Source organism: Luteimonas sp. A501, assembly GCF_054052085.1.
The window spans coordinates 78,040-91,625 of the sequence record NZ_JBSVRI010000003.1 but is presented as its reverse complement, the minus strand read 5'-3'; the positions used below and the strand labels follow the sequence as shown (position 1 = coordinate 91,625).

Annotated in this window: 11 protein-coding genes and 1 tRNA gene; 7 read left to right on the top strand and 5 right to left on the bottom strand. The window is 71.3% G+C overall.

Features of this window, described 5'->3' with window-relative positions:
- Positions 1 to 23: 23 nt before the first annotated feature.
- The 4 genes from ACW7G5_RS10070 to ACW7G5_RS10055 are packed head-to-tail and all read left to right on the top strand — an operon-like array spanning position 24 to position 6,056.
- Entirely contained in the window at positions 24 to 1,523 is a 1,500-nt protein-coding gene (locus tag ACW7G5_RS10070; protein ID WP_457004147.1) for a sulfotransferase, read from the top strand.
- Entirely contained in the window at positions 1,520 to 2,752 is a 1,233-nt protein-coding gene (locus ACW7G5_RS10065) for an MFS transporter (protein WP_457004145.1), read from the top strand. The genes ACW7G5_RS10070 and ACW7G5_RS10065 overlap by 4 nt, the downstream gene beginning before the upstream one ends.
- On the top strand, positions 2,749 to 4,248 hold the full coding sequence (locus ACW7G5_RS10060; protein ID WP_457004144.1) for an NAD-dependent succinate-semialdehyde dehydrogenase: 1,500 nt from the start codon (positions 2,749 to 2,751) through the stop codon (positions 4,246 to 4,248). The genes ACW7G5_RS10065 and ACW7G5_RS10060 overlap by 4 nt, the downstream gene beginning before the upstream one ends.
- The gene (locus ACW7G5_RS10055) at positions 4,248 to 6,056 is read left to right on the top strand and encodes a serine hydrolase (protein ID WP_457004142.1); all 1,809 of its coding nucleotides are present in this window, start codon (positions 4,248 to 4,250) and stop codon (positions 6,054 to 6,056) included. The genes ACW7G5_RS10060 and ACW7G5_RS10055 overlap by 1 nt, the downstream gene beginning before the upstream one ends.
- Positions 6,057 to 6,097: 41 nt before the next feature.
- Here the strand turns inward: ACW7G5_RS10055 and ACW7G5_RS10050 are convergent, their stop codons facing one another.
- The 3 genes from ACW7G5_RS10050 to bioB are packed head-to-tail and all read right to left on the bottom strand — an operon-like array spanning position 6,098 to position 9,403.
- Positions 6,098 to 7,108 (bottom strand): multidrug resistance efflux transporter family protein, encoded by a 1,011-nt coding sequence (locus ACW7G5_RS10050; protein ID WP_457004140.1) that lies wholly within the window; start codon positions 7,106 to 7,108, stop codon positions 6,098 to 6,100.
- Positions 7,109 to 7,132: 24 nt separating this feature from the next.
- Entirely contained in the window at positions 7,133 to 8,329 is a 1,197-nt protein-coding gene (gene bioF, locus ACW7G5_RS10045; protein ID WP_457004138.1) for an 8-amino-7-oxononanoate synthase, read from the bottom strand.
- A gap of 9 nt (positions 8,330 to 8,338) precedes the next feature.
- Positions 8,339 to 9,403 carry a biotin synthase BioB gene (gene bioB, locus ACW7G5_RS10040; protein WP_457004136.1) on the bottom strand — a complete coding sequence of 355 codons (1,065 nt, stop codon included), beginning with the start codon at positions 9,401 to 9,403 and terminating at the stop codon, positions 8,339 to 8,341.
- A 49-nt stretch (positions 9,404 to 9,452) separates the two neighbouring features.
- Here bioB and ACW7G5_RS10035 point away from each other — a divergent pair, with 49 nt between their 5' ends.
- Positions 9,453 to 10,262 carry a double zinc ribbon domain-containing protein gene (locus ACW7G5_RS10035; RefSeq protein ID WP_457004134.1) on the top strand — a complete coding sequence of 270 codons (810 nt, stop codon included), beginning with the start codon at positions 9,453 to 9,455 and terminating at the stop codon, positions 10,260 to 10,262.
- 45 nt (positions 10,263 to 10,307) lie between these two features.
- Here the strand turns inward: ACW7G5_RS10035 and ACW7G5_RS10030 are convergent, their stop codons facing one another.
- Positions 10,308 to 11,990: an MFS transporter gene (locus ACW7G5_RS10030; RefSeq protein ID WP_457004132.1), complete on the bottom strand. Its 1,683-nt coding sequence runs from the start codon at positions 11,988 to 11,990 to the stop codon at positions 10,308 to 10,310.
- Between the two features lie 109 nt (positions 11,991 to 12,099).
- Positions 12,100 to 13,011 (bottom strand): 4-hydroxybenzoate octaprenyltransferase, encoded by a 912-nt coding sequence (ubiA, locus tag ACW7G5_RS10025; RefSeq protein WP_457004130.1) that lies wholly within the window; start codon positions 13,009 to 13,011, stop codon positions 12,100 to 12,102.
- Positions 13,012 to 13,135: 124 nt separating this feature from the next.
- Here ubiA and ACW7G5_RS10020 point away from each other — a divergent pair.
- Positions 13,136 to 13,212, top strand: a tRNA-Arg gene (locus ACW7G5_RS10020).
- The gene (locus tag ACW7G5_RS10015; protein ID WP_457004128.1) at positions 13,179 to 13,472 is read left to right on the top strand and encodes a hypothetical protein; all 294 of its coding nucleotides are present in this window, start codon (positions 13,179 to 13,181) and stop codon (positions 13,470 to 13,472) included. Before ACW7G5_RS10020 ends, ACW7G5_RS10015 begins: the two co-directional genes overlap by 34 nt.
- The last annotated feature ends 114 nt before the right edge of the window (positions 13,473 to 13,586 follow it).

The following is a 13,586-nucleotide window of genomic DNA, read 5'->3' as shown; positions in this document are numbered from 1 at the left end:
AGGCAGACCCGCCGATCAAAGCGATGACTGCCGCCGCGGCCGAAGCGCTGCGGCGGATCGACGGGCACCACCGTTCCGGCTTCAGCGCGGCCTGCACCGAAGCGATGCACGCGCTGTCGGCCGAGGCCGGCGATCAGCCCGACCTGCTGCAGGAATTGGGGTTGCGCTACACCCTGCTCGGCCTGTTCCATGAGGCCGAGCGCTGCTACGCCACCGCGCTGGCGCTGCGCCCCGGCGATCCCACCTGCCTCTACAACCACGCCACCACCCTGCTGGCGCTGGGCCGGATGGACGAGGCGGAGGCGGCGCTGGACCGGGTGATCAAACAGACGCCGGAGGACGGCGACGCCTGGTACAACCGCTCGACGCTGCGGCGGCAGACGCCGGAGCGCAACCATGTCGCGGCGATCGAAGCTCGGCTTGCGCGCGTGCCCGAGGCCAGTGCAGAGGTCGTGCCGCTGAACTACGCGCTGGCCAGGGAACGCGAGGACCTGGGAGAGCATGCGGCTTCATTTGCGGCGCTCAGGCGCGGCGCCGACGCGCGCAGGCGGCGGCTGCAGTACCGCGTCGAAGACGACCTCGACACCATGCGGCTGATCGCCGACACCTTCGACGCCGGCTTCTTTGCGCAGCAGCACGCCGGACACGACGACGCCAGGCCGCTGTTCGTGGTCGGCCTGCCGCGCAGCGGCACCACCCTGGTCGAACGCACGCTGGCCTCGCACCCGGCGGTGACCAGCCGCGGCGAAAGCGCCGACCTCGCGCAGGCGGTGGTGCGGCTGGCGAGTCCGGCGAGCGGAAAGGCGGAGCTGGTGCGGCGCTCTGCAGGGATGGATTTCGCCGCACTGGGGCGCGCGTATTGCGGCACGCTGCCGCAGTGCGCAGTGCCCAACGACGAAGCACCGAGCGGCGCGGGACTCAATGACGCGGCTCCCCAAGATGCGGCACCCCACGACGGCCGGTCCGCCAGCGGACATGTCCGCATGGTCGACAAGACGCCCGGCAATCTTCTGTATCTCGGCCTGGTGGCGGCGGCGCTGCCACAGGCACGCATCATCCATCTGCGGCGCAACCCGATGGACGCCTGCTACGCCATGTACAAGACGCTGTTTCGCATGGCCTATCCGTTCTCCTACGACCTCGACGACCTTGGCCGCTACTGGCTGGGCTACAGCGAACTGATGGCCCACTGGCGGCGCGTGCTGCCGGCGGACCGTTTCATCGAAGTCGATTACGAAGACCTCGTGGCCGACCACGAGGGCGTGAGCCGTCGCCTGGTCGCCCATGCCGGACTGGATTGGGACAGCGCCTGCCTGGCCTTCGACCGAAACCCGGAGCCGACGCTGACCGCGAGCGCGGCGCAGGTGCGGCAGCCGGTGTATCGCAGCTCGGTCGGGCTGTGGCGCCATCACGAACGCGAACTGGCACCGCTGCGGCGGCGGCTGGAAGAAGCCGGCGTCATGACCGGCGACGACACGATCAGCGGCCGCAGGCTCGACACCCACAGGATCCCCAGCGCATGACCGCCACCACCAACGCCGTCAACGCCGACGCTCCTGCCGCTCCTGCCGCCTCCGCCGCTCCCATCGCGAAGGCCCCGGACCGGCTCTGGCTCTACGCCCTGCTGGCGCTGGTGGCCACCGCCGGCTTCTTCTACGTCAACATCATGTCGGCGATCGTCGATGGCCTGATCACCGGCCTCGGCTTCAGCAACGCACAGGCCGGCACCGTCGGCGCGGCCAACATCTACGGCGCCAGCGTCGGCAGCTTCATCGCCGTGCTGCTGGTGCGCCGCGTGCGCTGGCGGCCGACACTGTTCGCGCTGCTGTCGCTGTTGCTGCTGCTCGACCTCGGTTCGCTGGCGATCCACGCCGCCGGCCCGCTCACCGCGATGCGCGCGCTGCACGGGCTGGTCGGCGGCATGGCGGTCGGCGTGGTCTATTCGGTGATGGCGCGGACGCATTCGCCGGACCGCGCGTTCGGCATGCTGCTGCTGGTGCAGTTCGGCCTCGGCGGGCTGGGGGTGATGTTCCTGCCGACGCTGGTGCCCGAGTTCGGCGCGCGCATCCTGTTCCTGTCGCTGGCGGCGCTGACCGCCTGCGCGCTGGTGGCGATCTTCGCGATTCCGCATCTCGCCGACTCGCGTCCAGCCGCCGACGGCGCCGTCGCGCAGCGGATGTCGACGGCCGCGCGCACCACGGCCGTGCTGGCACTGCTCGCGCTGTTCCTGTTCCAGGCCGGCAACATGGCGCTGTCGGCGTTCATCATCCGCCTCGGCGAGCACTACGAGCTCGGCCGCGGCTTCATCGGCCAGGCCCTGGGCTGGGCGACCTGGGTCGGCGCCGCCGGTGCCGGGCTGGTGATCTTCATGGGCACGCGCTTCGGCCGCCTGCGCCCGATGCTGGTGGCGATGCTGCTCACCCTGGCCGGCACCGCCGGATTCTTCTGGAGCGGCAGCCAGCCGGTGTTCTTCATCGCCAACGTCGGCACCGCGGTCACCTGGTCGTTCGTGGTGCCGTACCTGTTCGGGATGCTGTCGCGGCTGGACCTGTCCGGCAGGCTGGCGACGCTGGGCGGCTTCATGTCCAAGCTCGGCCTCGCCTCCGGCCCGATGGCGGCCGGCCTGCTGCTGCACGATGACGACTACCCCCTGCTGATCGCGGCGGCGATCGCGGCGCTGGCGCTGTCCGGCGTGGCGATGCTGGCCGCCGCAAGGCGCATCGACCGACTGGACCCACGGACACACGCATGAGCATGAGCAAGACCATGAACCAATCGCACACCTCCCTCGCGCTTTCATTGTCCGATCCCGACCTGCTGCGCACGCGCGCCCTGGTTGGCGGCGAGTGGATCGACGCCGACGCCGACGGCAGCTGCGAGGTCACCAACCCCGCGACCGGCGCGGTGCTCGGCACCATCCCGGACATGGGCGCCGGCGAAACCCGCCGCGCCATCGACGCCGCGCACGCCGCCTTCAAGCCTTGGTCGCGCACCACCGCGAAGGAGCGCGCCGACGTCCTCAAGCGCATGCACCGGCTGATGCTCGAGCACCAGGACGACCTGGCGCGGCTGATGACCGCCGAGCAGGGCAAGCCGCTGGCCGAAGCCAAGGGCGAGATCGCGTATGCGGCCGGCTACCTGGAGTGGTTCGCCGAGGAAGCCCGGCGCATGTACGGCGACACCATCCCCGGCCACGCCGCCGACAAACGCATCATGACCCTGCGCCAGCCGGTGGGCGTGGTCGCCGCGATCACGCCCTGGAACTTCCCCTCGGCGATGCTCGGCCGCAAGATCGCGCCGGCGCTGGCCGCCGGCTGCACCGTGGTCTGCAAGCCGGCCACGCAGACGCCGTACTCGGCGCTGGCGCTGGGCGTGCTGGCCGAACGCGCCGGCTTGCCGCCGGGCGTGCTGAACATCGTCACCGGTCGCGACGCCGCGGCGATCGGCGGCGAGATGACCGGCAACCCCAAGGTGCGCAAACTCAGCTTCACCGGCTCCACCGGCGTCGGCAAAAAGCTCATGGCGCAGTGTGCGGACACCATGAAGCGGATCTCGATGGAGCTCGGCGGCAACGCGCCCTTCATCGTGTTCGAGGACGCCGATCTCGATGACGCCGTCGAAGGCGCGATGGCCAGCAAGTTCCGCAACACCGGGCAGACCTGCGTCTGCGCCAATCGCCTGTTCGTGCACGAGGCGGTGTATGACGCGTTCGCCGACAAGCTGGGCGATGCCATCGCGAAGCTGCGCGTCGGCGACGGCCTCGCCGGCGCCACCGACCAGGGTCCGCTGATCGACGCCAAGGCGCTGGAGAAGGTCGAGGAACACGTCGCGGATGCGCTGGCCAAGGGCGCGCGCGTGGCCATGGGCGGCAAGCGCCACGCGCTGGGCGGCACCTTCTACGAGCCGACCATGCTGCTCGACGCCAACACCGACATGCTGCTCGCCCGCGACGAAACCTTCGGCCCGGTGGCACCGCTGTTCCGCTTCAGCAGCGAGGACGAAGTGCTCGCGCTGGCCAACGACACCGAGGTCGGCCTGGCCGGCTACTTCTACACCCGCGAGCTGGCCCGCGCCTTCCGCGTGGCCGAAGCGCTCGAGTGCGGCATCGTCGGCGTCAATACCGGACTGGTGTCGACGGAAGTTGCGCCGTTTGGCGGCATCAAGGAATCCGGCACCGGCCGCGAGGGCTCGAAGTACGGTCTCGCCGACTACACCGAACTCAAGTACGTGTGCATGGGCGGGATCTGATGACGACGCGGTACGCGCGCGCCTGCGCGCTGGCGGCTGCCGTGCTGATGCTGCTGGTCACGGGTACGGTGGCGGCCAGCGTCACGGACCCGGCTACCGCGGATGCCGGCACCCAGGCCAGCGCACGCACGGAACTCGACCGCGACACCCTGATGTCGGGCCGCTACCGCCACAGCGTCGACCTGTCCGCCTATGCGCCGCCGGTAGATGCCTTGCCGCCGACGCATCGCTTCGAAGGCCGCTTGAGACTGTCGGGCCGGCCGGCCACGCGCACCCTCGTCGCACTGGACGGTTTCCTCGGCCCGGGCGATGTCGACGCCGCGCGCACGCTGCCGCAGGACCTGGACATTGCCTTGGTGCAGGACGGCGATGTCCTGATCCCGGCACAACGCGGCCCGATTCCGGGCAGCCATCCCTGGTGGGAGTTCGTAATCGAAGCCGGCCGCGCCTGGGACGAGCCCGGCGATGGCGGCTGGACCCGCGCCGCGATCCCCTTCGCGCTGGTGCAGAAGAACGCCAACTGCACCCACAACGGCGTGCTGATGCTGCTGTTCAAGGATGGCGGCGCGGTCTCGCGGGCGGCGATACAGATCAGCAGCGAGACCTGCCACTACCTGCAGTTCGACATGTGGGGGCTGCTCGATGCCAGCTACGTCCCCGGACCGGTAGCGACGCGCGACGAAGTGATCGCCGCCTACGCGCGCGAAACCGCCGCACGGCTGCCGGTGCGGCCGATGTCGGCGCTGGCCATCGACCACCCAGGCGTCGACCCCGCGCGCTTCGCCATAGGCGCGCCGCGCGGGCGCAGCGTGCACGGCGTGGTCGCCAACGGCATCCACTACCGCTCCGGCTGCGACACCCGCCACGGCGCGTATCCGTACTGCGACGTGATGGACATCCCTTCGTACTCGGTCGCGAAGTCGGTGGTCGCCGGCATCGCGCTGATGCGGATGGAGCGCCTGCATCCAGGCGTCGCCGAGCTGCCGGTCAGCGGCTTCGCGCGCGCCAGCGGCTGCATGACGGAGAAGTGGGACGGCGTGAACTTCCGCCACCTGCTCGACATGACCACCGGCCAGTACGACTCGCCCGCCTACATGGCCGACGAAGACGATGCCAAGGTGCGCGGCTTCTTCGCCCCCGACACCCATGCGCAGCGTCTGGCCTTCGCCTGCGAGGCCTATCCGCGCCACGACGCGCCCGGCGCGCGCTGGGTCTACCACACCTCCGACACCTACCTGCTGGGCACGGTGCTGCAGGAGGCACTGCGTCGCCTGCCGGGCCGCTCAGACGACGACTTCTTCGACGACGTGCTCTGGGCCGACGTGTTCGCACCGCTGGCACTCAGCCCGACCGCACGTGTCACGCGCCGCAGCCAGGACGACGCGCGCCAGCCGCTGTCCGGCTTCGGCCTGACCCTGCTGTCGGACGACTTTGCCAAGCTGGCGCGCTTCCTCGGCGAGCAGCAGGGCCGCATCGACGGCCGCGACGTGCTGGATCGCGCGATGTTCGTCGCCGCGATGCAGCGCGATCCCGAACGGCGCGGACTGCAGGTAGCGACGCTTGAGCGCTACCGCTATCAGCACGGCTTCTGGGCGCGCGACCTGCAGCCCGAACTTGGCTGCGCGCAGCCCACGTGGGTGCCCTTCATGTCCGGCTTCGGCGGCATCACCGTGGCAATGTTTGCCAACGGCGTGGCCTGGTACAACGTCGCCGACGACGGCCTTCTGGCCTCGATCGACTTCGCGGCGCCGGCGGTGGAAGCAGCGAAGCTGGAACCGATCTGCGGCAACTACTCGCAAGCGGGATGATGCGCCCAGGAGTCTCTGAGCAATCCTGACCGGACCTTTCCTCATGCACCCCGGTCGGTCCGTAGCACCTTGGTCGCACGCTCGCTGCCCGCGGCCGGCCGCGCCACCACCCAGGCGAAGCCGACGATGCCCAGCACCACCACCGCCGCACCCACCAGCGCCATGCCCTGCGGCCAGTCTTCGCCCAGCAGCAGCACGCCCAGCAGCACCGCGAACAGCACCTCGGAGGCCTGCATCGCCTCCACCCCGCCCAGCGCCAGCGGCTGGGTGCGCACCATGCCGGTGGCCTGGAAGAACAGCACCATGGCGATCACGCCTGCAAACAGCGCCACCGCCGCGCCCAGCCACAGCTGCGCCACCGTCGGCGCGCCCTGCGTGGTCCAGGCATACGCCGCCAGCAGCCACCACAGCGGCTGGCTGGCCAGCGTCATGCCGAACACGCGCTGGGTGGCGTTGAGCGTTTCACCGGTGGTCTCCAAGTGCAGCAGCAACATGCGGTTGCCGAGCGGGAACGCGAACGCGGCCCCCAGGAGGCAGGCGAGTGCGATCCAGCCGGCGCGGTCCAGCGCGCCGCTTGCATGGCCGAACTGCATCAGCAGCACACCGGCGAAGATCACCGCCGCCACGCCCAGGCCGGCGCGCGGGATCCGCCGCCGCGCGTCGCGGTACAGGAAGGGCGCGCACAGCATCCCCGCGATCACGGTGAACTGGAACGTGCCCGCCACCAGCCACGACGGCCCGCTGGCCGCGGCGTAACTCAACCCCAGATAGAACACGCCGAAGCCGATCAGCGAGCAGCGCAGCCACGCCCACGGATGCGCGGTGATCGCGCGCAGCACCGGCTTTGCGCCGCCCTGGAAGGGCATCAGCAGCAGCATCAGCGGCAGGGTGATCAGGTAGCGCAGCGAGGCGATCCACGCCCAGTGCATGGCCTGGTCCGCGGCAGCGCGATTGATCACATAGGTCAGGGTGAAGAACAGCGACGCGCACAGCGCGATGCCGATGGCGGCCAGCGCGCGGCCCGGGGCAGGGACAGGGGCGTCAGTGGACACGGTTTTCGACGGACGTCAGCGCGATCAGGCCGCGCGGGCGTCGACGTGGTCGCGGACGCGGGCAAGCGCGGCCACCAGCGCGTCCACCTGGTCTTCGCCGTGCGCGGCGCACAGGGTCACGCGCAGGCGTGCGCGGCCCTCGGGCACGGTCGGCGGACGGATCGCGGCCACCCGGAAGCCCTCGGCCTCCAGGCCTGCGGCCATGTCCAGCGCGCGCGCGTTGTCGCCGCAAGGCACCGGCTGAATCGGCGTCTCCGAATGCGGCAGCTCGAAGCCCAGCGCCTGCATGCCCTCGCGGAAGCGCTGCACCAGCGCGACCAGCTTCTCGCGCCGCCAGTGCTCGCGGCGCGCGAGCTTCACCGCCGCCAGTGCCGCGGCGGCCTGCGGCGGCGGCAGCGCGGTCGTATAGAGATAGGGACGCGCAGTGCCGGCAAGGTGGTCGATGAGATCAACGTCGCCGGCCACCACCGCACCGTAGCTGCCCAAGGCCTTGCCCAGGGTGACCAGCTGCAGGGGCACGTCGGCCACGCCCAGGCGCGCGTCGGCCACGCTGCCGCGGCCGCCGGGACCGAGCACGCCAATGCCGTGGGCATCGTCGACGTACAGCAGCGCCGACTGCATGCGCGCGGCCAAGGCCAGCTGGCGCAGCGGGGCAACGTCGCCGTCCATGCTGAAGACGCCGTCGGTGGCCAGCATCGCGGCGCCTTCGGGCACCGAGCGCAGCTGGCGCAGCGCGCCCTCGGCGTCGGCGTGCGGATAGCGGCGCAGGCGGCAGCCGGCCAGACGCGCGCCGTCGATCAGGCTGGCGTGGTTGAGGCGGTCCTGGACGCTGGTGTCGCCCTCGCCAAGCAGCGCCTGCTGCACGGCAAGGTTGGCCATGTAGCCACTGCCGAACACCAGCGCGCGTGGCACTTCGAGCCAGTCCGCGACCTCGCGCTCAAGCGCGTCGTGGGCGACGTGGTGGCCGCTGACCAGGTGCGAGCCGGTGCCGCCGACGCCGTCGCGGGCGGCACCGCTCTGCATCGCATCGACCACCTGGAACTGCTGCGACAGGCCGAGGTAGTCGTTGCCGCAGAAATTCAGCAGCCAGCGGCCGTCGATCTCCATGCGCACGCCGTCGCGGCGGCCGACCACGCGACGGCTGCGCACCAGGTCTTTCGCCAGCGCCTCGGCGCGCTGTGCCTGGGCGCGGCGGCGGAGGTCGGGGCGCTTGGCGGCCATGGCGCGCCCCTAGGCCACGCAGGTCCGCGGCTGCGGGTCGACGATGTCGGCGTGCACGGTGCCGCCGTGGTCGTGGCCTTCGGCATCGACGGTGATCGCCATCGCGCGCAGGCCCAGGCGGTCGAACAGCGCCTGGTCGTGGGCGACGTCGGGGTTGCCGGTGGTCAGCAGCTTCTCGCCGTGGAAGATCGAGTTGGCGCCGGCGCTGAAGCACAGCGCCTGCAGCTCGTCGGACATCTGCTCACGACCGGCCGACAGCCGCACCATCGACTTCGGCATCAGCAGGCGGGCGACCGCGATCGTGCGCACGAACTCGAAGGGATCGAGCTCGGCGGTGCCGTGCAGCGGCGTGCCTTCCACCTGCACCAGGCGGTTGATCGGCACCGAGTCCGGGTGCGCCGGCATGGTCGCCAGGGTCTGCAGGAAACCGGCGCGCTGGCGGCGGGTCTCGCCCATGCCGACGATGCCGCCGCAGCAGGTCTTGAGCCCGGCGTCGCGCACGTGTTCCAGGGTGTCGAACCGGTCCTGCAGGTCGCGGGTGCGGATGATCGCGCCGTAGTTCTCGGGATCGGTGTCGATGTTGTGGTTGTAGTAGTCGAGGCCGGCGTCCTTCAGCGCCTGCGCCTGGCTGCCGGTGAGCATGCCGAGCGTGGCGCAGGTCTCGAGCCCCAGCGACTTCACGCCGGCGATCATGGCGGCGACCTTCGGGATGTCGCGGTCCTTGGGCGAGCGCCAGGCGGCGCCCATGCAGAAACGCGAGGCGCCGGCGGCCTTGGCCTGGCGGGCCTTCTCCAGCACCGCGTCGGTCTCCATCAGCTTCTGCGCGTCGACGCCGGTGTCGTAGCGCTGGGCCTGCGGGCAGTAGGCGCAGTCCTCGGGGCAGCCGCCGGTCTTCACCGACAGCAGGGTGCTGACCTGGACCTCGGCCGGGTCGAAGGCCTGGCGGTGGACGCTGGCGGCGCGGAACAGCAGTTCGGGCAGCGGCAGGTCGAGCAGCGCCTCCACCTCGGTGCGGGTCCAGTCGTGGCGCGGGGCGGCGGCGTCACCGGCGCGGAATTCACTGACGGCGGGCATGGCGTGTTCCTGAAGGCGCTTGCGGAGCTGACCGGGCAGTCTGGAAAGCATGCCTGCACCTGTCAACCTCGCGCAGGCCATCGCGGTTGACGGCTGGTTCGGCCGACTCGGCCGCTGCCTGTGGGCGCCACGCTGCCTGGTCTGCGGGGAACCGGCCCGCGGCCGCCTCGACCTGTGCCCCGACTGCGAAGCCGGCCTGCCGTGGATGCCGCCCTGTTGCCTGTCCTGCGCAATGCCGCTGTCTACGCCAGCCCCCCTCGCAGGAGCAGCTACAGCTGCGACCCCGATCCCGATCCCGATCCCGATCCCGCCACAGCCTGCCCGGACCCCTCAACCCCGCCTCTGCAGCGCCTGCCAGCACGACCCGCCGCCGCTCTCCGAAGTCCACGCCGCCTTCCTCTACGGATTCCCGCTGGACCGCCTGCTGCCGCGCCTGAAGTTCCATCGCGACCTTGCCGCCGGCCGCCTGCTGGCCCAGGCGATGGCCGCCTCTTTCGCCGGCCTCGCGCGGCCCGATGTCCTGGTGCCCGTACCGCTGCACCGTGCCCGCCTGCGCCAGCGCGGCTACAACCAGGCGCTTGAGCTCGCGCGCCCGCTGGGCCGGGCGCTGGCGCTGCCGGTGCACGCGGGGCTGCTGCTGCGCGTCCGCAACACCTCGGCGCAGTCGCGCCTGGACGCCGACGCCCGCATCGGCAACCTGCGCGACGCCTTCGTCGTGGCCGGGCACGGCGCGCCAGCGCACGTCGCCCTGGTCGATGACGTCATGACCACCGGCGCCACCCTGCACGCCGCCGCCGACGCCCTGTTCGATGCCGGCGTGGAGCGCGTGGATGCATGGATCTGCGCCCGCGCGCCTTAGGTTCGCTGCGCCGCGGCGCAGCGGGAGCCTCCGCGACGGGCGCTCCTACGAACTCCGCGGAACCGTCACCGGCTCCGTGAGGGCCTGCGGGCCGGAGGTCGGCACGGTGTGCAGCTCGCTGGGCTGGCGCTCGATCATCCGCCGCACCCGCGGCCCCTCGGGCCCGCGGTGCAGCGCGCGCAGCTGCGCCGGGACGGTCGCGTCGTCGTGGGTCAGGCGGCTGTTGTGGCGGACGTACTCGAGCCAGGTCGGGGTCGCGTAGCGTTCGATCCAGACCTGCGGATCGGCGAGGTCGCGCAGCACGCGCCAGTTGAGGGCGCCGTCGCGGCGGCGGATGCGACGCCGCTCCGCCATCGCGTGCAGGAACTCCGGCACGTCCTCTTCGTTGATCAGGTATTCGATCGTGATCACCACCGGCCCGGTGCGCGGCTGCACCGGTACCGCGGTGGCGGGCTCCTTCCAGCGGCTGAGCGGGTCGAGGTTGAGTTCGGTCAGCCTGGCCAGCGGACGCCAGAAGCCGAGCAGCGCGCAGGCGACCATCACCAGCGCCGCCCCGGCCAGGGCAATGCGCACGTCGCCATGCTCGGCGAGGAAGCCCCACAGCCAGCTGCCCAGCGCCATGCCGCCGAAGGCCGCCATCTGGTACAGCGACAGCGCGCGCGCCACGACCCAGCGCGGCGTGGACAGCTGCACCGTCACGTTGAACGTCGACAGCGCCAGCACCCATGACGCGCCGCCCAGCAGCAGCGCCGCCATCGTCAGCGGCAGCCAGGTGCTCATGGCCGCGCCCGCCGCCGCGATCGCGAATGCGAAGCAGGCCCAGCGCACCAGGCCCTCGTTCGACAGCGCGCCGCGCAGGCGCGTGCTGCCCATCGCGCCGCCGATCGCGCCCAGGCCGAACGCGCCCAGCAGCAGGCCGTAGGTCAGCGGGCCGCCGACGACCAGGTCCTTGGCAACCAGCGGCATCAGCGCCATCACCGCGCTCGCGCCCAGGCCGAAGACGAAGGCGCGCCCCAGCACCGTGCGGATCACCGGGGACATCATCACGTAGCGCACGCCCGCGGCCATCGCGCTGCCGAGCGCTTCACGCGGCAGCAGCCGCGGCTTCGGCTCCGGCCGCCAGCGAGCCAGCACCACGACCAGCGCGACATAGCTCACCGCGTTGATCGCGAACGCCGCGGCGGCCCCGGCGGCGGCGACGATGGCGCCGCCGACCGCCGGGCCGACGCTGCGCGCGATGTTGAAGCCCATGCTGTTGATGGCCACCGCGCCCGCCAGCTCCGCGCGCGGCACCATGTCGCCCACCGAGGCCTGCCAGGCCGGCGCGTTGAAGGCCGCGCCGCAGCCGATCAGGAAGGTGAAGAGCAGCAGCAGCCACGGCGTGACCAGCCCCGCCCAGGTGCACAGCGCCAGCGCCACCGACACCAGCAGCATGAACAGCTGCGCGCCCAGCATCATCCTGCGGCGGTCGAAGTTGTCGGCCATCGCGCCGGCCACCAGCGAGAACAGCATCACCGGCAGCGCGACCGAGGCCTGCACCAGGGCGACCATGTCGGCCGACTTCGCGATCGAGATCATCAGCCACGACGCACCGACCGACTGGATCATGCCGCCGAAGTTCGAGGACGCGCTCGCGAACCAGACCTGGCGGAAGATCGGATAGCGCATCGCCGACAGCGCCGAGGGGCGCTGCACGGGATTCGGCGGGATGTCGGGTGTCTGCGCCATCAGGAGCCGGGCCGGGGGGAGCAGCGGCCATTGGGCCAGAGTCGATGCCTCCGCCACGTCATGGCCGGTCCGGTCCGCCCGCCGATCAGGACCCGTGACGCCACCACGATCACCGCGGCCCACGCAGCGCGAAGTCGGCTGCGATGCCGGCGAACACCACCATCCCGACCCAGTGGTTGTGCAGGAAGGCCCGGAAGCACGGCCCGCGCTCGCGGTTGCGGCAGATCCGGAACTGCCACGCCACCAGCACCAGCGCCACCCCGAGACCGGCCCAGTACCAGGCGCCCATTCCCGCCTGGCGGCCGACCAGCGCCAGCCCGAGGAAGGTCAGCGCATACAGCACGCCCTGCGCCACCAGGTCCATGTCGCCGAAGAGCACCGCGGTCGACTTCGAGCCCACCTTGATGTCGTCGTCGCGATCGACCATCGCGTACCAGGTGTCGTAGGCCGTCGACCACAGGATGTTGGCCGCGTACAGCACCCAGGCCACCGCCGGCACCTCGCCCTGCACCGCGGCGAAGGCCATCGGGATGCCCCAGCCGAAGGCCATGCCCAGGTAGACCTGCGGCAGGTGCGTGTAGCGCTTGAGGTAGGGATAGGTCGCGGCCAGGAACACGCCGACGACACTCATCAGGATGGTGAGCCGGTTGAGCGTGAGCACCAGGGCAAATGCCGCCAGCATCAGCACCGCGAACAGCGCCAGCGCCTCGCGGCCGCGGACGGCGCCGGTGGCCAGCGGGCGCTCGCGGGTGCGCTCGACGTGCGGATCCAGCCAGCGGTCGGCGTAATCGTTGATGACGCAGCCGGCGCCGCGCGTCAGCCACACCCCGGCGCTGAAGACGAACAGGATCCACGGCGGCGGCACGCCTTCGGCCGCGATCCACAGGCCCCACCAGGTCGGCCAGAGCAGCAGCAGCCAGCCGATCGGCCGGTCCGCGCGCATCAGCGTCCAGTACAGGCCCAGGCGCTCGCGCCAGGTGGGCGCGGCGGGCGCGCGCGCCTCGAAACGTTCGTAGGACATGGCGGATATGGTACTGCCGGGGCGCTGCCGCGGCGGCCTGGCGCAGCAGCGCGGCAGCGCATCGCCACGACCGTGCCCGCGCCCCTCGCTTCAATCCGCCAGATAGTGGAAAATGACGGTCTGCGCGCCTGTAGCTCAGCCGGATAGAGTAGTGGCTTCCGAAGCCATTGGTCGGGGGTTCGAATCCCTCCAGGCGCGCCATTCCTCTTCGACGCGCCATCGGCGGCGCACTGCGCTACTGTCCCGCGGCCGGGCTGGTCCTGGGGTGCCTGCTGGCATTCCCCGCCGATGCCGCCGGCAAGCGCGTGGCGCTGGTGATCGGGATTTCGGACTACCATCTCTGCCTGGCAGGGGACCTCGCGAACTTCGCCGCAGAGGCGGTCGGGGCCGACATCGCGCTGTTCCATTACGCCTCTGTTACGCCGGCCACGGCTTCGAAGTGGACGACGCGAACTTCCTGATGCCGATCGACATCGGCCAGCCGATGGCCACGATCGACCGCGCCGCGGTGCGCATGCGCGGGCTTTCGCTGTCGACGGTGCTGCGCGACCTCCGGGCCGCGAAAGCGCGCCGAG

What these genes read in the sequence shown, in the direction of transcription:
- ACW7G5_RS10070 (WP_457004147.1), top strand. Translation starts at nt 24, where the DNA reads ATGACTGCCGCCGCGGCCGAAGCGCTGCGGCGGATCGACGGGCACCAC.
- ACW7G5_RS10030 (WP_457004132.1), bottom strand. Translation starts at nt 11,990, where the DNA reads ATGGCGCAGACACCCGACATCCCGCCGAATCCCGTGCAGCGCCCCTCG.
- ubiA (WP_457004130.1), bottom strand. Translation starts at nt 13,011, where the DNA reads ATGTCCTACGAACGTTTCGAGGCGCGCGCGCCCGCCGCGCCCACCTGG.
- ACW7G5_RS10035 (WP_457004134.1), top strand. Translation starts at nt 9,453, where the DNA reads ATGCCTGCACCTGTCAACCTCGCGCAGGCCATCGCGGTTGACGGCTGG.
- ACW7G5_RS10065 (WP_457004145.1), top strand. Translation starts at nt 1,520, where the DNA reads ATGACCGCCACCACCAACGCCGTCAACGCCGACGCTCCTGCCGCTCCT.
- bioB (WP_457004136.1), bottom strand. Translation starts at nt 9,403, where the DNA reads ATGCCCGCCGTCAGTGAATTCCGCGCCGGTGACGCCGCCGCCCCGCGC.
- ACW7G5_RS10055 (WP_457004142.1), top strand. Translation starts at nt 4,248, where the DNA reads ATGACGACGCGGTACGCGCGCGCCTGCGCGCTGGCGGCTGCCGTGCTG.
- ACW7G5_RS10060 (WP_457004144.1), top strand. Translation starts at nt 2,749, where the DNA reads ATGAGCATGAGCAAGACCATGAACCAATCGCACACCTCCCTCGCGCTT.
- bioF (WP_457004138.1), bottom strand. Translation starts at nt 8,329, where the DNA reads ATGGCCGCCAAGCGCCCCGACCTCCGCCGCCGCGCCCAGGCACAGCGC.